This window comes from Gelidimonas diazotrophica, assembly GCF_055694025.1.
This window is the reverse complement of record NZ_CM146349.1, coordinates 3,634,454-3,654,538: the sequence shown is the minus strand read 5'-3', so window position 1 is coordinate 3,654,538 and position 20,085 is coordinate 3,634,454. Positions and strand designations below refer to the sequence as shown.

General features: G+C 55.2%; 19 protein-coding genes and 1 pseudogene. 6 read left to right on the top strand and 14 right to left on the bottom strand.

All coding sequences use genetic code 11. The features are described 5' to 3' along the window. Positions 1-65 precede the first annotated feature (65 nt). Positions 66-2,303, bottom strand: a complete 2,238-nt coding sequence (locus tag KGFNPO_RS16940; RefSeq protein WP_472632395.1) for a PhoX family protein — start codon at positions 2,301-2,303, stop codon at positions 66-68. Between the two features lie 127 nt (positions 2,304-2,430). On the opposite strand from KGFNPO_RS16940, the gene KGFNPO_RS16935 reads away from it, so the two are divergent. The 3 genes from KGFNPO_RS16935 to KGFNPO_RS16925 all read left to right on the top strand — a co-directional run bounded on the left by KGFNPO_RS16935 (position 2,431) and on the right by KGFNPO_RS16925 (position 4,235). Then, positions 2,431-2,907 carry a hypothetical protein gene (locus KGFNPO_RS16935; protein WP_472632394.1) on the top strand — a complete coding sequence of 159 codons (477 nt, stop codon included), beginning with the start codon at positions 2,431-2,433 and terminating at the stop codon, positions 2,905-2,907. Further along, positions 2,907-3,416: a hypothetical protein gene (locus tag KGFNPO_RS16930; protein WP_472632393.1), complete on the top strand. Its 510-nt coding sequence runs from the start codon at positions 2,907-2,909 to the stop codon at positions 3,414-3,416. The genes KGFNPO_RS16935 and KGFNPO_RS16930 overlap by 1 nt, the downstream gene beginning before the upstream one ends. Positions 3,417-3,734: 318 nt before the next feature. Next, positions 3,735-4,235: a DUF4440 domain-containing protein gene (locus KGFNPO_RS16925; protein WP_472632392.1), complete on the top strand. Its 501-nt coding sequence runs from the start codon at positions 3,735-3,737 to the stop codon at positions 4,233-4,235. 280 nt (positions 4,236-4,515) lie between these two features. Here KGFNPO_RS16925 and KGFNPO_RS16920 read toward each other — a convergent pair whose 3' ends face one another. The 6 genes and pseudogenes from KGFNPO_RS16920 to dcm form a co-directional block, all read right to left on the bottom strand. After that, entirely contained in the window at positions 4,516-5,709 is a 1,194-nt protein-coding gene (locus KGFNPO_RS16920) for an MFS transporter (protein ID WP_472632391.1), read from the bottom strand. Positions 5,710-5,847: 138 nt separating this feature from the next. After that, positions 5,848-7,527, bottom strand: coding sequence for a SulP family inorganic anion transporter (locus tag KGFNPO_RS16915; RefSeq protein ID WP_472632390.1), 1,680 nt, complete (start codon positions 7,525-7,527; stop codon positions 5,848-5,850). A gap of 277 nt (positions 7,528-7,804) precedes the next feature. Beyond that, positions 7,805-8,275, bottom strand: coding sequence for a type II restriction endonuclease (locus tag KGFNPO_RS16910; RefSeq protein WP_472634520.1), 471 nt, complete (start codon positions 8,273-8,275; stop codon positions 7,805-7,807). A 35-nt stretch (positions 8,276-8,310) separates the two neighbouring features. Then, positions 8,311-8,628, bottom strand: coding sequence for a hypothetical protein (locus KGFNPO_RS16905; protein ID WP_472632389.1), 318 nt, complete (start codon positions 8,626-8,628; stop codon positions 8,311-8,313). Positions 8,629-8,663: 35 nt separating this feature from the next. Further along, positions 8,664-9,011, bottom strand: coding sequence for an HNH endonuclease (locus tag KGFNPO_RS16900; protein ID WP_472634519.1), 348 nt, complete (start codon positions 9,009-9,011; stop codon positions 8,664-8,666). A gap of 513 nt (positions 9,012-9,524) precedes the next feature. Continuing rightward, positions 9,525-10,712: pseudogene (dcm, locus tag KGFNPO_RS16895) on the bottom strand (DNA (cytosine-5-)-methyltransferase); the annotation flags it as partial. A 209-nt stretch (positions 10,713-10,921) separates the two neighbouring features. Between dcm and KGFNPO_RS16890 the strand changes: the two are divergent. Continuing rightward, complete coding sequence (locus tag KGFNPO_RS16890) at positions 10,922-11,383, top strand: very short patch repair endonuclease (RefSeq protein ID WP_472632388.1); 462 nt, start codon at positions 10,922-10,924, stop codon at positions 11,381-11,383. A gap of 88 nt (positions 11,384-11,471) precedes the next feature. Here KGFNPO_RS16890 and KGFNPO_RS16885 read toward each other — a convergent pair whose 3' ends face one another. The 4 genes from KGFNPO_RS16885 to aptA form a co-directional block, all read right to left on the bottom strand. Further along, a complete protein-coding gene (locus KGFNPO_RS16885; RefSeq protein WP_472632387.1) occupies positions 11,472-11,678 on the bottom strand; it encodes a hypothetical protein in 207 nt (68 codons plus the stop codon). Beyond that, positions 11,678-11,884 (bottom strand): hypothetical protein, encoded by a 207-nt coding sequence (locus KGFNPO_RS16880; protein WP_472632386.1) that lies wholly within the window; start codon positions 11,882-11,884, stop codon positions 11,678-11,680. Before KGFNPO_RS16880 ends, KGFNPO_RS16885 begins: the two co-directional genes overlap by 1 nt. A 442-nt stretch (positions 11,885-12,326) precedes the next feature. Further along, positions 12,327-13,823, bottom strand: a complete 1,497-nt coding sequence (locus KGFNPO_RS16875) for a CoA-acylating methylmalonate-semialdehyde dehydrogenase (RefSeq protein ID WP_472632385.1) — start codon at positions 13,821-13,823, stop codon at positions 12,327-12,329. Positions 13,824-14,023: 200 nt separating this feature from the next. Continuing rightward, complete coding sequence (gene aptA / locus KGFNPO_RS16870; protein WP_472634518.1) at positions 14,024-15,343, bottom strand: omega-aminotransferase AptA; 1,320 nt, start codon at positions 15,341-15,343, stop codon at positions 14,024-14,026. Positions 15,344-15,545: 202 nt separating this feature from the next. On the opposite strand from aptA, the gene KGFNPO_RS16865 reads away from it, so the two are divergent. Then, complete coding sequence (locus KGFNPO_RS16865) at positions 15,546-16,979, top strand: aminotransferase-like domain-containing protein (RefSeq protein ID WP_472632384.1); 1,434 nt, start codon at positions 15,546-15,548, stop codon at positions 16,977-16,979. 14 nt (positions 16,980-16,993) lie between these two features. Here KGFNPO_RS16865 and KGFNPO_RS16860 read toward each other — a convergent pair whose 3' ends face one another. Together KGFNPO_RS16860 and KGFNPO_RS16855 are read right to left on the bottom strand one after the other, a co-directional pair. Beyond that, positions 16,994-17,890, bottom strand: coding sequence for a cytochrome c3 family protein (locus tag KGFNPO_RS16860; RefSeq protein ID WP_472632383.1), 897 nt, complete (start codon positions 17,888-17,890; stop codon positions 16,994-16,996). A gap of 47 nt (positions 17,891-17,937) precedes the next feature. Then, positions 17,938-19,056, bottom strand: coding sequence for a 6-bladed beta-propeller (locus tag KGFNPO_RS16855; protein ID WP_472632382.1), 1,119 nt, complete (start codon positions 19,054-19,056; stop codon positions 17,938-17,940). Positions 19,057-19,419: 363 nt separating this feature from the next. Here KGFNPO_RS16855 and KGFNPO_RS16850 point away from each other — a divergent pair, with 363 nt between their 5' ends. Continuing rightward, positions 19,420-19,611, top strand: a complete 192-nt coding sequence (locus KGFNPO_RS16850) for a hypothetical protein (RefSeq protein WP_472632381.1) — start codon at positions 19,420-19,422, stop codon at positions 19,609-19,611. A gap of 52 nt (positions 19,612-19,663) precedes the next feature. On the opposite strand, the gene KGFNPO_RS16845 is transcribed toward KGFNPO_RS16850, so the two are convergent. Further along, entirely contained in the window at positions 19,664-19,912 is a 249-nt protein-coding gene (locus KGFNPO_RS16845) for a YdcH family protein (RefSeq protein ID WP_472632380.1), read from the bottom strand. Positions 19,913-20,085: the final 173 nt, after the last annotated feature.

The following is a 20,085-nucleotide window of genomic DNA, read 5'->3' as shown; positions in this document are numbered from 1 at the left end:
GGCCAGTCAAGCAGATAGAAAAATACAATCCGCTGACGATTGCGCTAAATCAGCCATTTATCCGGTCAACTGCCGATACGGCCACCGTCGTTCTTGGTGATGACGATCGTCGCCGAACGCGGGCGCTTGCCGGCACCGTAGCCAGCATTGCTCGGCCATTGACTGGTGTACTTGGCCGGGTCAGCGATGTCGGCCTGCGCGGTGGTTTCGCCCGGGTGCTGGATATTGACGAATATCGCCTTGCCGTCCGGTGTTTCGCACAAGCCGGTAATTTCACACGCTTTCGGTCCCACCAGAAAGCGCTTCAAGGTGTCAGCGCCAGGGGCCTTGCCGACATAGGTATCCACCGCCAGCGTGCCGCCCGCTGTTTTCGGGTAGCTCAGCGTCACTTTCTTGCCATCGCCTACCTGGCCCGGCAAGCCCGCCAGCATCATGCAATTGGTCACGTCAGTGTAAGCACCGTCGTCGGTCTGAAACCAGCAAATGCCGGTGGAGCGGCTGAACACCAGACCGTCGGGACTCGAAAAATCCTGGTCATTGGTCAGGCTGGACAGGTTCACTTTGCCGGCATCGGCACCCGACTCGGCGCCGAACAGGTACACATCCCAGGTAAAGGCCGTCGCAGCGCTGCCGGCAGCGGCTTCTTTGATACGCAGGATATGGCCGTTCGGGTTGCCCTGCTGCGATGTCGAAGTTCCCTTGATATCCGTATAGGCGCGCGGGTTGGCGCTGTCTGGCGCCAATTGTGATGCGCCGGTCGGGTCCACGCGGCGATTGCTGTTGTTGGTCAGCGCGTAATACACCTCGCCATTGGCCGGGTTAACCGAGCACCATTCCGGGCGGTCCATCTTGGTTGCGCCGACTGCATCGGCGGCGATGCGCGCGTGTACCAGCACGTCGGCCTGGTCGGCGAACGGGTAGGCGGCGTAGTTGGCGATGGCCGAATTGCCGATTGCCAGTTCGAGCCACTGTCCGCTGCCGTCGGCGCTGAACTTGGCAACATACAGCTTGCCGCTGTCGAGGTATTTGGCGCCCGCGGCCAGGCGATTCGCCGCAGTCGCATCGGCCGCGTTCCAAGTAGCGGCAGAAACCCACTTGTAGATGTACTCGTTGCGCGCATCGTCGCCCATGTAGACCGCGAGCGGCTGGCCGACTTTGGCGTTGCTGAAGGCGGCGCTTTCGTGCGCGAAGCGGCCCAGCCCGGTGCGCTTCTGCGCCAGCCGGGTCTTGTCGTAGACGTCCATCTCGACGATGTAACCCATGCCGTTCATCTCGTTGCGATAGTCGTCGCTGCCGTCGACCGAGGTGCCGCTGTGGCTATTATTCCAGCGCGCGTATTTGTCATCCGTGCCGCCGGTTTCCCAGCCGTGGCGCGATGCGTCGCCCTGTTTGCGGCCATAACGATTGAGTGCGGTCACACTCTTGTCGTTGCTGCGCGCGGCGTCGTCGGTCGCACTGCGCGTGAAATAACCGTTCCAGTTTTCTTCGCCAGTCAGGAACGTGCCCCACGGCGTCTTGCCGGTGCCGCAGTTGTTCAAGGTGCCGCGGGTCTTGGTGCCGGCGGTCGCATATTTGGTCTTCAAAAGAGCGTTGCCGCGTGCCGGACCGGCGATTTCGATCTCGCTCAAACAGGTGACGCGGCGATTGAATGCCGAATCCTGCACGTATTCCCACTTGCCGGCGCTGTTGCGCACTTCGACCATCGACACGCCGTGAATCGCGGTTTCCTTGTCCACTTCGGCTGCCGGGCGCGGCAGTGTGGTGGTGCCGCCATTGGCGTGCAAAAAGAACGATGACAGCGTTGCGTCGGTGGTGGCTTCGTGGTTGACTGCCAGCAAGCCCCGCTGGACCGATGTGACGGACGGCGTGCCGTTCGCCGCGAGTCCGAACCATTCCATGCCGTCGTGGTGGTCGCCGGCGCGGTTCTCGAAATCGGTATCGGTGCCATCATTCTTGTAGGCAGCGGTCGCGCCGAGGATCGGGTCGCCCAGCGCGTAGATTGCAGTGGCGGTGTAACCGGCAGGCACCACTACACTGTCGAGCAAGCTCTTGCTGACTGCCGTGAAACCGAGCAACTTCTCGCCCGCCCCAACCGGGGCAATAATATCGTGGGTGCCGCCGCAGGCCGATAATCCCAGCGATCCGAACAGTGCACCGGCGGCGGAGGCGGCACCACCGCGCAACAGGCTGCGCCGGCTCAGCCGGGCTTCCAGCACCGAGCTGAAATGCGCATTGGGCGAGTTGTTGTAGCCGATATCATCCGGGTCGATGGCGATAACCGACAGATCGGTAGGTTTGCTCATGGTTTTGGTTCCTGTGAATGGGGGGATAGCCGTTGGATTCTAGCCACTGAATATGACCCGATAGTGACGCGCAGATGACGGGCCCATGACATCGGGGCGCAATATAATTTGGTGTATCCTAGCTCGCATGAATAATGAAACCGACATCCAGCTCAGCGGCCCATTCGACGTCACCGATACGGCCGGCCAAACGCGGAAAATCAAAGCGATCCGCATCTTCGATGAAGGCTATGGAATTATCGATGTCTATGTCGATTTTGCCTCGTCGATAACAGGCCAGCGCCTTTATCAAGATACGGTACTGGTCAGTCAGGTTCTGGCGCGGCTCCGGCTGCTCGGATATGTCGGGCCGGACTTCGGCCATGGCGATCTTGGCTTGCAAGACGACAAGCTGATCGTGCTGGAAGCGCCGGAAGAGTTCAATGTATTTGCCGCCAGCAAGGGTTGGAAAAATCTTGCCGAAGAATTTCCTGATGACTTTTCCAACGAAGGTTCCAGCGACTTTTCCGAGAATCGTGATGCAGATTCTTCCGCCGACAGCAGCCAGACCGACTCCGCCTCCAAAATCCAACTGGACGCGCTGATGCGCAAGTTCAAAGCGTAATGACCGGCATGCCGCTTGAATTTGAGCCGGAGGATGCGCAGGATCACAACGCTCCCACCCAAGAGCCACGACTGTGGCGCGACAATGGCTGGACGGCGCGCGTCATCAAAAACCAGGACGACGAAGGCTGGGCCGTCGAAATGATCCGGGACGATGAATCCGAACCGGCCTTGGTCGGCCCCTGGACCATGGGCCGCAACAAGAAAGATCCGAAGCCGCTGGACTCCGCCGCCTTCCGCACCCTGATCAAGACCGCCTCGGAAGTCTTGCGCAGGCATGAGCAACAGTTGCACGCGATGCTGCACAAGAGCGTCGCGGTGACGGTGCGCTCGGCACTCATCACCGTCACGCTGGACATCGTTCCGGACGAGGATAATCCTTACGCGCTGCTCTCCGCACACGATGAAGACGAGACCCAAATCGCCCAGGTGCAGGTTGCGCCAGATTTCAACCTGAACCGAACCAGCGCCGCAACATGGGCCGAAAGTGATTTTCGTCGGCCAAAATGACGGATGCCGCAGTTCGCGTTCAATCAATTCAACTGGCCTCCCTGATAGCTGGCCAAGCGACAAATTCCGCACGCTTGCGCCGGTAACGCACCACGCATGCTTTCATGCAAGCCATTGAACGCATCAGTGAACTGCTGGGCGCGTCCACTATTTCCTTAGTGCATTGAGTCTGCTGTTCTTTGTCATACTCGCTCTCTGGCGCGACAACATAAACCGCACAGTGCGTTATCATTATTAAGCGCCTAGGTCGGGCGTTAAAAAGCTAGAGAAACGTGGTCTGCCCCCAAGTTACGCCAACAATACTAAAGGAGCGTTTCAATGAAGCCACTCACCGCAATTGCGCTTGTTGTCTGCACAGTCCTCGCAGGCTGCGCCTCTTCCGGCGGCATGCAGTCCGCCCCCCAGTCCGCCTCCCAGTCCGCAAGAACCGAAAGTTGCAAAGCCACCTCGGAGCAGGAAATCGCAGCGTTGTTTGACCGCTGGAATCAATCCTTGCTCACGGGCGATCCGCACCAGGTCGTAGCCAACTACGCAGAGCGCTCCATTTTGTTGCCTACCATTTCCAACCAGCCACGCCTGACCCCCGAGGAAAAAGAGGATTACTTTCATCATTTCCTGGAAAATCGTCCCTCCGGCAAAATAGACCTGCGCAGCGTGGAAATTGGCTGCAACACCGCAGTCGATGCTGGCCTCTATACGTTCACCTTCGCCAAGAGCGGCGCAGTGGTCAGCGGCCGCTATACCTATACCTATCGCTGGGACGGTTCAAAATGGCTCATCACCAGCCACCACTCTTCCGCCATGCCGGAGAGTAAGTAAAGGCCGTAAGCCGTGCAGCCATGTTGAATCTTGCATATGAATATACTGTCAATGGTATTTTTTAATAGTCAATGAATATATGCGGAAAGTATTGCTTTTAACAGCATACTCCATCACATCATTGATGTGCAGGGCTGCACGGAAGCGTAAAAAAGCGGCGAAAAATGTCATACAATCTGTGCTGGAAACAGCATAGTGCGGCTATCGTGAATACGCAAAAATTCACCCATCTTGCGCTGGTCAACCTTGATGTTGTCGCTGACATAGCCTTGCATCTTTCCTACGCTGGCACCTGCGGGTTATCGATTTTGCCCAGCCACCAGGTGAGCAGGTTCATCAGGCTCAACGTGGCACCGGCAATGGCGACGCCGGTCCACTGCGCATACTGATAAGCGCTGGCCGAAATCAGCGAACCCAGAGCGCCGCCGATAAAATAACTGGTCATGTACCCGGCGGTAAGACGGCTGCGCGCTTCCGGCATCAGGCGATAAATCATGGCTTGATTCGTGACGTGGATTGCTTGAACCGCCAGATCCAGCACGATAATTCCAAGCACAAGGGCGGCAATAGAATATTGACCGAGCCAAATTGGCACCCAGGAAAGCGCCAGTAATAACAGACTAATTGCGGTGGTCTGACGGGATTTTCCCTTGTCCGCCAATTGTCCGGCGCGGGTAGCGGCCAGCGCTCCGGCAGCGCCGGCCAGCCCAAACAAGCCGATCATTGCCTCGGAATATCTATACGGCGGCGCGGCCAGCAGAAACGCCATCGATGTCCACAGCACGCTGAAATTGGCGAACGACAGCGCGCCCAGCAGGGCGCGGGTGCGCAACGCTGCGTTACGGCTAAACAGAGAGAAAATCGACGCCAGCAGTTGCGGATAGTTAAGCCCGCTGGCTTCCTTATAACGGGGCAGCGCGCGCCACAAAACGAGCGCCATGATCACCATCAGCCCGCTGGCGACCCAATAAATCGTGCGCCAGCCGCCGATGGATGCCAGCGCGCCAGCCACGGTGCGTGCCAGCAAAATGCCGAGCAACAAGCCGCTCATAATGGTTCCCACCACTTTGCCGCGTTGCTGCGGCGCAGCCAGCGTGGCCGCCAGCGGTACCAGAATTTGCGCCACGACGGAGAACAGCCCGGTCAACGCGGTGCCGGCAATCATCCCGGCCACGCTGGAAGACATGGCCGTAATCAGCAGGCCGCCGGCAGACAGCAACGTCATCGACACAATGAGGCCGCGTCGCTCGAACATATCGCCCAGCGGCACGATGAACATCAGGCCAAGGGCATAGCCGAGCTGGGCCGCGGTAACGATAAAACCCGCTTGATTGACCGACAGCGCAAACGCGCCCGCAATGGTTTCAAGCAGCGGCTGCGCGTAGTAATTGCTGGCAACGGCAAGCCCGGTGGCAATCGACATCAGGACGATCAGTGCCTGGCTCAGTGCGGGATTTTCTGTCTTTTGATGCATATGCAAATTCTTAAGCTGGCAAAGGACGCAATATTGCCCTTCCTGGCGCATTACTCCAATGATTGATTTTCATGCGATTAATTTCGCATCGATTCAACCCACGAATACATTGGATTGAATCGATGATTCTCGGCTTACTCATGCTAATTGCGCGATCCGCACCGCTTCGTCTACGCTCAACGCGCTGAAGGATGGCACCGCCAGATCGGTGGGAACGGCCCGTTGCAGAAGGTCGTATACCGGGCCTTTCAGGCGTGCCAGCAGCAGCCGCTTGTTCTGGCTGGTGACAAAGCGATAAAAATCATGCAATGCCTCCAGGCTGGTGCTGTCCAGATCAGGCGATTCTTCCAGGCTCAGGATGACGCTGTGCACCGCCGGATCTGCGGCGGCGATGGTGCGCTGCGCCTGCTGCATTACGCGTTCGACATTGGCGAAAAAAAGCGGTTCGTCGGGGCGCAGGATGAGGATGCCGCCGACCGGCTTGGCTTCCGGATATAGCGTCAAATTCACGAAATCATGTCCTTGCCCGAGCCGTCCCAGCACCGTGATGGTCGATTCTGAAAAGCGCTGCAACAGCAACATCAGGCTGAGGCCGACGGCGGCCAGCAGGCCATCCAGCACACCCAGCAACAGTACGCCTGCCACGGCCGCGATGATCACCAGCCGATCGCGCCGCCACGCCAGATAAGGCCGGAAGATGGCCGGGTTCAGGGTATGGCTGACCGCATGAATCACAATCGCCGCCAGCACGGGTTCCGGCAACAGGGCGATGCTGGGCAGGATCGTCAGCACAATGGCAAGCACCACCAACGCGGCGATCCAGCCCGCCAGCCGCGATCTGGCGCCGGCCGCTTCATTGGCCGCGGTGGCGGAATAACCGGCGCCGACCGGCATGCCGTGGAACAAGCCCGACAGCAGGTTGGATGCACCTAACGCCAGCAAATCCCGATTCGGCGATATGGTGTCGCCGTGTTTGATGGCGAAGCCGCGAATCGAGCCGTATGACTCCGCGTACAAAATCATCACCATCGCGAAGCCGAGTTCGCCCAGCCGCACCCACTCGCTGCGCGACAACAGCGGCAGCGTCGGGGTGGCCAGTTCCAGATGGATGGCGCCAACCAGGCCGACGCCATACTGCGGCAAGTCGAGCCATTTACTGGCCGCAATGCCGAGCACGATCACGATCAGGCCGCCCGGCACGTGTTTCAAACGGGCAAACAGAAACAACAGCGCCAGCGCGACTGAACCGACGGCGATGCCGACCAGATTCCAGTGCGCAATCTCGCCTAATAATCCCGACACGAATCTAAGCATGTCGCCGTTGGGCGGATGGACCCCGACCACACTGGCGCATTGCTTGAGGATGATGATAATTGCCAGACCGAAAGCAAAACCGCGCAACACCGGCTTGGCGATGAAATCGGTGATATTGCCCATCCGCGCCAGCCCAGCCAGTAGGAAAAACAGGCCCGTAATCAGCACCAGGCCAATCGCCAGCGTCATTCTGAAGCCGGCATCGCCATTGGCAATCGATGCAGTCGCGGCCGCCAGCACGGCGGCCGATGATGAAGTGGCGGAAACGATGGCAAAACGGCTGCTGCCGAACAGGCCATAACAGACCAGTCCGGCGAACAAAGCGATCACGCCGGTATGCGGCGGCAGATTGCCGATGCTGGCATAAGCCACCGCTTCGGGCAGCAGCAAACCGGCGATCGACAACCCGGCAATCAAATCCTGCCAGCGCGCCTGGCGGCCGGAAATCTGCGGGCTGGTTGGATTGTCCAACGCGCTGGCGCTCTGCTGTTTGGCGCCTGACATGACATGCTCCTGTGATTGAACTTTCCCCAAGTGTGGGGAATGCAAGTGTCAGTATAGGTTAGCGATTATCCCGCAGCGCTTCGAATCCTCTTTTTCCGTGGTTATTGTTTTTTTCGCCAGTCAACCAGGGCCGCAAGCCGTAATAAGTAGCGCCGTATGCTGCATGGTGTGGGATGGATTTCCGGACATCTGGAACAGGTCGAGCTTAGTTGCAAAGAATCGTTTGAGGGTCTGGTGGTGCATCTTGGCTGGGCCTGACCTCACCGTTCCATTTTTTCTATAGCATTACCCTTGGCGCCACTGACCGGAAATGCGGTCGCTTGACAGATATTTGTTCATCAAAGAATGATCGGAAAGTGATGACGTTCTCTTTGTCTTTGTAGCAGGTCTCTTTTGCTTTTTTTAACGATTCAGGCACCACAAGACATATTTCCTGGCGGTGCATATCATCAATTGCATCTGACGATACACGGTCATCTACTGTCGCCAAAAACAATGCGCAGTTGAATTTTTCCATAGCGATCTGTTTCCAGCGCTCGCGCAATGTGGTTTTGGCGGATAAAACCAGTGCATCATCGAAAGTTCTTTTTACATCTTTTAAAACGATAAGACTTGGCAACACAAAATCTGGCCTGCGCCCGCCTGTAACGGCTTGTTCTTCAAGTGCGACATTGCCATCGGCTAATAGTCTGGCTATATGCTGTTCAAATGATCGACCTGCACGGGATTTTCTGTGTTGGCCACTCAGAAATGTGGCATCGAGTTCTGGGAATTAGAGGAAAGTTACTTCAATTTTTTTTCAGTCAATTTGAGAATAAAAGTTTCGATAGTACGTTCTTGTCGATCAGTCGGTGGGCTATTAACCTGTTCCAAGCGTTCAAATTCATGCCAGTCGTGATCAAGGTCCTCTTCGTAATCGTCGAAAAAAAGATCAGGCACTCCAACAGCAAAAGCGTCGAAATACATCTCGTCAAGCAATGCTAGTTTTACCATCGAGGACAAATTCTCCAATGGCACATTGTGCGGATTTGAAAAAACAATCTCGCCCCAGTTTTTGAAATTGCCTGCATCGCGATACATATAAGAAAAACGGATATTCATTTTTAATTTTGCCAAATAAAAAAGTTATATTCGGTTTAATCACGAAGAAATATATGTTCGTTATGCCATTCAATAAATTCCATTGAAGGACTAAATTTTTCAGGCAAAGTAATCTTTTTACCCTCCAAGCCAATTAACCATTCTGATGCAAAACGATTGTCTGCCATTTGACGAGCTGATGAGGAAATTTTGATTGTGTAATCTGGCGTGACAGTAATTAAGCCTTTATCAAACGCCTTATCGTGTAAAGCAGAAAGGCAGAGGCCGTTACGTGGGTTGAGTCGATTATCCTTACCCGACCGCCAAGGAATAATATGACTGGCTACCAATAAGGACGGATGCGCTATGCCCGTGATGCAACAACGTCCGGCGTAAGCACTCATCACAGCGCGGCGAAAAAAATGTTGCCCTACTCGAATCTGTGTTTGTGAGGTTTTGTTTTCTGCCGAATAATTGATTTCCACGTCGTCTTCTATTTCCTCAGTAACGAGTGGCTCAATAAGAGTCGCATTGCTTTGACTCACAAGTGCATCAATCATCATCTGACTTTCCAGCGCAAACTTGTTCCAGTCTTGCTGCATTTCGTCCCACATAGCACGATCCAATTTTGAGGCCCCAACCAAACCTTTGCGCCCCGAACCAGTAATTACAGGATCGAGACTTGCGATATTGACCAACTTCATTGCAAGAGCAGAGGGTGTGCGTCCTATCATTGCCGCAAATCGGATGATGTCCGGATTGCGTTGATCCAATTTTCCAAATGGAAGTTGGCAATACAAATTGAATGCGACTAACAATTGCTCGCGTGTCCAATTATTTGATTTTCCCGTCATCGTTAATTCCCCCACATTGATTTGCACCGGTGTAGCTTGCCGGACTTTTTCATTGCTATTAATAATCATCGGTTTCATTGCCTGCGCGACGCTGAATATCATCGGCGGTATTGCGGCGTCCGCAAGCAACTGATATGCCCGCGTATCCGACACCGGAATCCGGAACGTATCCGGATAACCCATAAGGCGCGCACATTCACGTGGTGTCAGGCGACGCGGATTTTTCTGCTCTCCCTGATACACCAGAATTTCTGATCCATCCTTGTGATAACGCGCTGATAAGGTACGTGTGACTGAATCTTTATGCGCCAGCCCATAGCCAAATCCATTGCCCGCTGCGCGGTGCTTGGCCGCATAGTTTTGCAGATAGACCCACAGATTGTCGGTCAGTGTGTATTTGGCAGGGATGCATTGATTGGCATGGTCAAAAAATTTACTTCCGTCCCACGCCAGCAATGGTTCGCTGCCATCGGTTTTGTGCAGAATACTGCCCAGTTTGATCTGATTTTTTTCCGGCAGGTTCAGCATATCCCAGTCAAACGCTACCGGTTCGCGGAAGCCGACGATGATGATACGTTCGCGGTGTTGCGGGACAAAGTGCGCGCCATCAATGACTTTGCAGTGGATGTGATAGCCCAATTCTTGCGTCAGCGTTCGTTTGATGACATCGAAGGTACGGCCTTTGTCATGCGACATCAGGTTCTTCACGTTTTCCAGAAGAAAAGCACGCGGGCGCTTGGTCTCGATGATGCGTGCCACATCAAAAAACAGCGTGCCCTGCGTTTCGTCGGCGAAACCATGCGCGCGTCCCAGAGAATTTTTCTTTGAAACACCGGCGATAGAAAATGGCTGGCACGGAAATCCTGCCAGCAATACATCGTGATCAGGGATATCCCCGGCGTCAATTTGTGTGATATCGCCTGCAATCATATGTTCTGCAGGATAATTTTCCGTATAGGTTTTTTGCGCATAACTGTCCCATTCACTGGTAAATACGCAACGCCCCCCGGCTGACTGAAAGCCGCTACGGATACCGCCAACGCCTGCAAACAGATCTATAAAGCGGAAATCATCGGCACCCGCCACCTGATCATGCAGCGGCAAGATGAGTTGACGGAGTGCTGCAACAATATATGGCGGCGGCGCAGACTGGCGCGCCTCCCAGCGTCGTATTGTGCGGGCATCGACTTGAAGTTGTCTGGCAATGTCACTTTGTGTAAAGCGTTCACGCGCCAATGCCAGATAAGACATGGCCTCTTCGTGACTGGCTGTTTGGAGTACGGTAACCATATAAATCGCATAAAAGGGAATAATTTAGGACAATACGTCCTAAATTAAACTCAGTCAAGGAAGATATACTGTGTATACATTCAGTTATCAGGCTGCTTATCGGTAATTACTTATGCATTTCGGTCACTTAAACACCAACCGTCTCAGGGCGTAAGCCGGGGTTAAATATCATGACAGACGTACATAGTTCTGCTGTCCGCTCAAAAAATATGCGCGCAATCAGAAGCAAAAATACCCAGCCTGAACTTCTTATCCGAAAAGCGTTGCACGCCAGAGGCTTCAGGTTTCGCCTGCATATGAAAACACTGCCCGGTAGCCCGGATATCGTTCTGCCCAAATACAAAACGGTGATTTTTGTCAATGGCTGCTTCTGGCACGGACATCACTGTCATCTGTCTAAAATACCGAAAACCAGAACCGAATTCTGGCTTGCAAAAATTTCAGACAACATGAGTCGGGACATGCTTTCCCATAACAAGCTGTTGGGAACCAACTGGCGGGTTGCTATTGTTTGGGAATGTGCAATTAAGGGGCGCAGCAGGCCAGTGTTTGACACACTTATCAATAACTTAGTGGGCTGGATTTATGATCCTCAATCCCGGGGGATTGAGCTGGCCGGAAACTCCGAGTGAGTGATGTCGATAAGAAACAAATGAAAATATCGGGTCAAGGCCGCGTAAAACATCAGGGTCAGGTCTGGCTTAGTTGCAAAGAATCGTTTTATCGATTGACAATGAATTTTAGCCAGACCTGCCCTTTTGTTTGATTGATGGGCATTTCTCTGATTAATTTTCCATTGCGCACAACAATAATGGCGGTCTGTGTTTGCGCTGCAACTGTACGTGCGCGCTGGCCTGCACGTTGCAGCGCTGTAGTGATATTTCGCGCATTTTCGTCGCGCTCCTGGCTTAACGGTTTAGGGTTCATTACCCACTCCAGTCAATTAGTGTTGGGGCATCACTAGCGTTATCAAAATGCAGCCAGATATCGACCAGTGGTTTGTAACGCTGATGAAAATTTTTTAGACCAGTATCAAAACGACGGCGTGTGGTCGCTTCAGGAATGTCGTGCCCACCCTGGCGCACCCTCTCCGCAACACGGGCAATGGCTGTTTCTGCGTTAGGCAATTGCAATCAGTTTGACGTGATAGCCCGATTTGCGCCATCCCGGGACACATAATGCGACTTACTGCCTTCCGACAGATCCGCTGTGTGGTGTACATCTGTGCCGTGAAAAATATCGGCGATTATCCCTATCGGTACGCCGTTTGGTAGGTGCGAATTTATTCGCAGCAGTTCGCATGTAATAGTTAAAAGTGCGAATAAATTCGCACCTACGGGGCTGCTTGATTTTGAACAGGGTATCTACGAGTACAGCCGTGTTGAAGATCTGATATAAATATACTGTAATTGGTATTTTTTAATAGCCAATGAATATATGCGGAAAGCAGTGCTTTTAACGGCATACTCCATCATTTATATTCAAGTTCCACACTGCGCAGAACCGTAAAAAAACACAAAAAAGCCCTGCAGAGCGTCGCTATGCAGGGCTTCTCACTTTCAAACCAACAACGTTTTACTGATTGTTGGGAAAGTCGAACTGTGCGGTTTCGCGCACGCCGCCGGTGGGCCAGCGCTGGGTTACTGTCTTGCGACGGGTGAAGAAGTTGACGCTGTCGGGGCCGTACATGCCGTTGTCGCCGAAGGCGGAACGCTTCCAGCCGCAGAAGCTGTGATAGGCCACCGGCACCGGCAACGGCACGTTGATGCCAACCATGCCGACTTTGATGTTGTCGCTGAAGTAGCGTGCTGCTTCGCCGTCGCGGGTGAAGATGCAGGTGCCGTTGCCGTATTCGTGGTCGTCGATCAGTTGCATCGCTTCTTCCATCGAGCCCACGCGCACCACGCACAATACCGGGCCGAAAATTTCTTCCTTGTAGGATTTCATGTCCGGCTTGACGTGGTCGAGCAGGGTGGCGCCAATGAAGTAGCCGTTTTCATGGCCGGGCACAGTGAGTCCGCGGCCATCGACTGCGACGGTCGCGCCCTGTTGTTCGGCGCTGTCGATGTAGCCCAGCACTTTGTCGCGGTGCTGGCGCGTGATCAGCGGCCCCATGTCGTTGTTGTTGTCGGTGCCGGGGCCGACTTTGAGCGTTGCCAGACGCTCTTTGAGCTTGGCCACCAGCGCGTCGGCTGCTTCGTCGCCCACCGCCACTGCAACCGAGATCGCCATGCAGCGCTCGCCGCAGGAGCCGAACGCCGCACCCATCAGTGCGTTTGCTGCATTGTCGATATCGGCGTCCGGCATCACGATGGCGTGGTTCTTGGCGCCGCCCAGCGCCTTGACGCGCTTGCCGTTGGCGCAACCGGTGGCATAGATGTATTCAGCAATCGCGGTCGAGCCGACGAAGCCGATGGCTTGAATCCGCGGGTCGGTCAGCAGCGTATCGACTGCTTCTTTGTCGCCGTTGACGACGTTCAAGACGCCATCCGGCAGGCCGGCTTCCTTGGCCAGTTTGGCGATCAGCAACATGCAGCTGGGATCGCGTTCGGACGGTTTCAAGACCATGGTGTTGCCGCAGGCAATCGCGGGAATCGCGATCCACAATGGCACCATGGCGGGGAAGTTGAACGGAGTGATGCCGGCTACTACGCCCAGCGCCTGGCGCTCGGACCAGGAATCAATCGCCGGGCCGACGTTTTTGCTGTGTTCGCCTTTCAGCAGATCTGGCACGCCGCACATGTATTCGACTACTTCGATGCCGCGCTGCAGTTCACCGGCGGCGTCGTTCAGTACTTTGCCGTGTTCGTCGGTGATCAGCGCGCAAATGTCAGCGACGTGCTGATCCAGCAATTGCTTGAGCTTGAACATGATTTGCGCGCGCTTGCCCGGCGGCGTATTGCGCCATGCCGGGAAGGCCGCTTGCGCGTTGGCGATTGCATGCTCCACGGTTGCTTTGGAAGCCAGCGCCACTTGCTTGGTGGCTACGCCCGTTGCCGGGTTGAAAACATCCTGGGTACGCCCAGTGTCGGCAACCAGTTCGCCGTTGATCCAGTGTCCAATGACAGTCATGTTGATTCCTTGTTGAGTGGCGGGATTCCGATATGGGAAGCCCGCATGTTTTTAATGTTTGATGATGTTTGATATTGAGTGCTTGTCCACGAAAGACACGAAAAGCACGAAAATGGTTCATGGCGCGCCACCTCCTTTGCTTTTGTTCGTGTCTTTCGTGCTTTTCGTGGACCAAGCCTTTGACGTTTATATAAGGTATTTCAAATCGCCGGTACCGCATGCGCCACTTTGCCCAGCGTTTCGCCCATCAGGCGCAATTCGTCCGGGGTCGAGATGAACGGCGGCCCGACTGCCACGGTGTCGCCGCTGATGCGGAACAGCATGCCTTGGTTTATTCCTTCTTCCAGCACCCGCATGCCGCGCAGGCCGGGTTTGCCGGGGATCGGTTCCAGATCGATTGCGGCGGCCAGGCCGAAGTTGCGGATGTCCAGGATGCCGGCTTGCCCTTTCAATGCATGGAAAGATTCCTGCAATACCGGTTCCAGTGCCCGGGAACGGGCGATCAAGTCATCTTGCTCGATGATGTCGAGCACCGCATTGCCGACCGCGGCTGCCAGCGGATGGCCGGAATAGGTGTAGCCGTGGGAGAATTCGACCGCGTAGTCGGGGCCGTTCATGAAGGCTTGGAAAATCCCTTCGCGCGCAATCACGCCGCCCATCGGCACCACGCCGTTGGTAATCTGCTTGGCGAAGGTGAGCAAATCCGGCGTCACGCCGAGGCGCTGGCAACTGAAATTTGCGCCGAAACGGCCGAAGCCGCCGATTACTTCATCGAAAATCAGCAAAATCCCGTGCTTGGTGCAAATTTCGCGCAGGCGGTTTAAATAGCCGACCGGCGGTACCAGCACGCCGGTGGAGCCGGCTACCGGCTCGACGATCACGGCGGCGATATTGGAGGCGTCGTGCAGCGCGACCATGCGTTCGAGTTCATCGGCCAGATGCGCGCCCCATTGCGGCTGGCCCTGGCTGAATGCCATTTCTTTTAAATTGTGGGTGTGCGGCAGGTGATCGACGCCGTTCAGGGTCAGCGGCGAAAACATCTTGCGGTTGGAGCCGATGCCGCCGACCGAAATGCCGCCGAAGCCGACGCCGTGATAACCGCGTTCGCGGCCGATGAAGCGGGTGCGGCCGGCTTCGCCGCGGGTGCGATGGTAGGCCAGCGCAATTTTCATCGCAGTATCGACCGCTTCCGAACCGGAGTTGGTGAAGAATACCCGGTTCAAATCTTCCGGCGCCATCGCGGCGATGCGGTTGGCAAGCTTGTGCGCCCACGGATTGGCCAGCTGGAACGGCGGACTGTAATCCACGGTTTCCAGCTGTTTACGGGCCGCTTCGGTAATGCGCGGGTCGCCATGCCCGAGCGCGGTAGTCCACAGCGCCGACAGGCAATCGAATACGCGACGCCCGTCGGACAGCGTGAAATACGCCCCCTTGGCCTGCGTGATCATTTTTGGATGCTGCTGAAAATAACGGTTGGATGTGAACGGCATCCAGTAATGGTCGGTGCCGATATCGGTCATTGGCGCTGTTGTTGGCGCGGTTGTGGGCGGAAAATCAGGGCTGCGCATTTGGGTGTCTCCAGTGAATGGCTGTGCTGCTACTGTATGTCAGTCCGTAGCAATTATATATATACAGTTGGTGCGATTGCCTCTATAACTGTACCTATCCGATGCTGGATACAATTCATTATTTTTGGAGCACCTTGTGGAGCACAACCGCAGCATGTTTACACTCGACCGCACTGCAGATACGCCGCTGTTCCATCAATTGAGCAATGCGCTGCGGCGCGAGATAGACCGGGGACAACTGATCATCGGCAGCCGCGTGCCATCGGTGCGGCTGATGGCGAAACAGTGCGGCGTCAGCCTGATCACGGTGGTCAATGCCTACAACCGGCTGGTGGCCGAAGGTTATTTGCAGCCGCGCCGCGCCAGCGGTTATTACGTCAGCCAACCGTCGCGCAGCGTGCCGGCGCCAGCCGTCAATCCTTCGATGGCCGGGGTCGCAGTGGATTCGGAATGGCTGGTCAGTCATGTGTTTGCCGATGCGTCATCGCTGTTGATGCCGGGTTGCGGCTGGCTGCCGGAAGACTGGCTGGAAGGCGAACAGATTCGTCATGCGCTCACCACCCTGGCGCGCAAAAGTGCCGGCTCGATGGTGCGCTATGGCAATCCTTACGGTTATCAGCCGCTACGCAAGGCCTTGCAAATGGCATTGCATGCACGTGCAATCGAGGTCGATGCCGAGCAGATCATCCTGACCCAAGGCGCCAGCCAGGCGCTCAATTTGTGTGCGCGGCTGTTCCTGAAGCCGGGCGATACGGTATTTGTCGATGATCCGATGTATGCAAACCTGATCGCGATGCTGCGTACCGGAGGCTACCGCGTAATCGGCGTGCCGCGCACTGTGAGCGGGCCGGATGCCGCGCAACTGGAGCTGTTGGCCGCCAGCCACCGGCCGCGTGCTTTCTTCACCAATACCAGCCTGCACAATCCGACCGGCACTTGCACCAGCATCTCCACCGCGCACCGGATTTTGCGCGCTGCGGAAAACTTCGATTTCCAGATCGTCGAGGACGATATCTTCGCCGATCTGCAGCCGGAGCGCGGCATTTCGCTGGCGGCGCTCGATCAGCTCAATCGGGTCACCTATATCGGCAGCTTGTCGAAGTCGATCTCGCCCAGCCTGCGGGTCGGCTTCATCGCCTGCAACCGCGATCTGGCCCGTGAATTTGCACAGAAAAAGATGCTGGAAGGCTTGACCAGCTGCGAAATCAGCGAAAAACTGGCATCCATCATCCTCACCGAAGGCCGCCATCGGCTTTCGATCGAGCGCCTGCGCGGCCGCTGCGAGCAAGCGCAGCGCACGGTCGCAACAGGGTTGGAAAATTGCGGCCTGCAACTGTTTCATCGGCCGAGCGCCGGGATGTTCCTGTGGGCGCGCTTTGCCGGCGCCATCGACACCGCGCAAGTGGCGCAGCAAGCGGCGGAAGAAGCGCTATTACTGGCGCCCGGCAAGTTGTTCGAAACCGCCGACCAGCCCAGCCCCTGGCTGCGCTTCAATGTCGCCCATAGCGATCATGCGCAGGTGTACCGCTTTCTGGAGCGGGTGGCGGCCGCGCATGCCAACGGCGTGCAAGTCAAAAATCAGGAATGACGCCGGCCGCGGAATTACTTGGCATGACATGTCAGGCAAATCTTGCTCCCCGTATTGTCCACCCGCAAAAAGCTCGGTTTAAAAACACTATTGGGACCTCCTGTCGGTACGCCATGCGGGTCGTGACAGGATGCGCACTCCACCTTGGCATCGTACAAACGCACATCCCCACTATCCATGGAGCCATCGCCATCATCAAAAAAGGAAGCGGAGCCTTTGGTGCCCCCCGGCTTATTGAAATCGGTTCCGGGGCCGTTGGCAGATGGATAGGTAACCCCTACAGGATGGTCATTTGTCAGGTCGGTGCCGATGGCAAAAAAGGAAAAATCTGTCGCGCCTGGAAAGCCCGGACCAGCCGCATGGCAAGCCAGGCATCCAGTACTTGATAATGTTTGATGGACAGTCGAACTAGTTCCCACATTTGCCGTCCCCCAACTAGTGAGAAATGCAGTGTCTTGTGTAGCAGCATCTTCCTGGCTTTTCTTATATCTGTCGGAGCCGGGCATATTGATGATCGAATCGATTGCCGTCTGGCCGTCGTGGCAAGACAGGCACGCCAGTGAATTCGCCCCAGGTTGTACTACGGTCTGCGTCAATGACGAGGTTCCAAGCTGATTGTAGGTGGCGTAAGTAGTCGCCTTCATGGTGCGGTTCCATAAGGGCAATGTCGTTTTCGTGTTGGCGCCGTGGGGCGTATGGCAATACACGCATACTTCGCCGTAATCATTCCGAACGTTCTTCATAAAGAGTCCGTTCGGCCCACCGCCCGACGCCTGCCGCTGGGTCATGTTATGCCGGGTGTTGCCAATGCTGCCCCGGTTGGAAAATTGTGTGGCGTATTCATCAGCGGGCGCCAAGCCAATCCCCATGGATAGCAAGGCGAATGCTGCAATGATTTTTCGAATATTCATCTGTCTCTTTCTTTCGAAGCGAAGTATTGACCGGTCAAGCACAACAATCACCGAAGAACGTTTTTTGACCCCTGCAACATTTTTTGTCCTTCCTGATCGCTTAAACTGCGGAAAACCTCCACCTTGTTAAATGCTTGATCCACCACATAGATGCGTCCGGTCTCATCTGCAGCGATGCCATTCAACAAGCCAAATCTCCCCGGATTGCTTTCACCGCTACCTTGTCCAGCGGCTAGCAACAATTGGCCATCGGGCCTGAAAATCTGAAAGTTATTAAAACTGGCGTCAGTCACGTAAATATTGCCGCCATCGTCAACCGCGATACCACGCGGACGCGCCAGATTGCCGGGATTGATGCCGACCTTGCCGAAAGCGCGCAGGAAGTTGCCATCGCGATCGAAAGCCTGCACTCGGAAATTGCCTGAATCCAGCACATACAGCGTGCCATCGGCAGCCACCGTAGCCTGCAGCGGCACGTTGAACTGACCGTCGCCATTGCCCCGAGTGCCGATCACCTTGATTTTTGCTCCCTCCTTGGAGTAAATGACAACCCGGTGGTTAGCGCTTTCGTTGTCGGAGCGATCAACCGCATAAATCCGTTCCCCGTCGCGACTGACTGCAACCCCGGTCGGCCGCTCCAGATCTTTCGGGCCGCCGATGGCGCGCAGAAACAGGCCAAGACTGTCGAATACCATGATCTGGCGCCGTTTGGCATCGGCGACATACACATTCGTCTGCGCATCCAGCGCGAGTCCCGACGGGTTTTTCAATACATTCGGTGGGCGCTGGCCGAAGCTGAATAGTTTGCGCCGCGGCACATCAAATACGATTATTGAGTCCGTTTTGGTATCGGCCACGTAAATGCGGCCCTGACGCGCAACGATGGCTGCAGGTTTTTCAAAAACAGGGCGGTTCGACACGGCTGCAGCGCCGGACAGTTCACGAATCAATTTATCCTTGGCGAGTTCGGGAACCGCAATATCAGCCGCTGAACGCAGTGCAGTTTCATACGCAATACGAGGCTGGCCGGGCGGCTGCGGCCACACCAGAGGCCCCTTGAAAGCCGCGCCGGACTGGTCCGGTGTCGCGGAGCAGGCCACCAGCAGCACTGCGCAGGCAAGACTGGCAAAGCGCGCGATGCGGAAACAATGAAAGGATATTGCCACAGAAGATAATTGCCCTGAGAGAAAAAACAGGCAGCAATTATTCGCTGCACGAAAAGAACATGCGTTGCGGTTAGCGGGCCAGGCCGTGTCAATTTAACCAGTACACGCAAAATTTCATTGAGTAAAAAGTTGCCATGTACCACTATTTATGGAATATCCTACTTTTCGTGTGGGATTATAAGCGATGCGGTATGGCCTTGTTGTCGTTTTGCACTGAGTTTTCGCGAGGTTGAAGAAATGCCGCGCTCCGCGTTTCATCAGCTTGACATGAAAAAATACGGCAATCGACACTGTAGTCGTGTCAGACGTAGGCTAAAATTTTTCGCCGGAAACACGCGCAACGCGGCGATCAATGGATTCTGAATGAACTCGTTCTCACAATATAAGGTCAGCAGGGCAGTCGACCAGGATGGTTTTACGTTCGATGTTTTGCAGAGCGAAATCGACCAGCAGCAAAACGATTTCTTCGCAAGCTGCAGAGAGCCTGGCGTTTGCCGCTATTCGGCATTCCCGGCTGGTGGCAGCAACGGGATGCGGCAGCGTATTTCAGCTTAAAGCACGCAAAAACGGACAGCATCGCTGTCCGTTTTTGGGTATTGCCGGTGATTTAGGCTGGGGCTGCAGTCTGCAGCAATTGAAACAACTGATCTTTCAGCGTGACGCGTACTTTTTTCAGATTTTCGAGTACATCATCAGCCAGGTTTGCTATGCCATTCTCGGCGCGGTTGATTGCCTTGTCGGTATCATCGTACTCATTGAACAACTTGGCAAAATGCGGATTGCCCAACTTTAACGTATGAATCGCATCCTTGAATTCCGGAAATTCTACAGACAGCGGATGTTGTTTTACTTGCATAGGTACTCCTTAGTTGCATCGGAAAAATGTTTCTTCTGAATACTATCTTAACCTGAATACCGGACAAGAAAGGGCAACAATTGCGGTAAATCGCGAATGGAATATGCGTTTATAACCAAAAAAGACTTTACCTGGGTGACGCACATAAGCGGGCAACTGCGGCTTCCAGGATA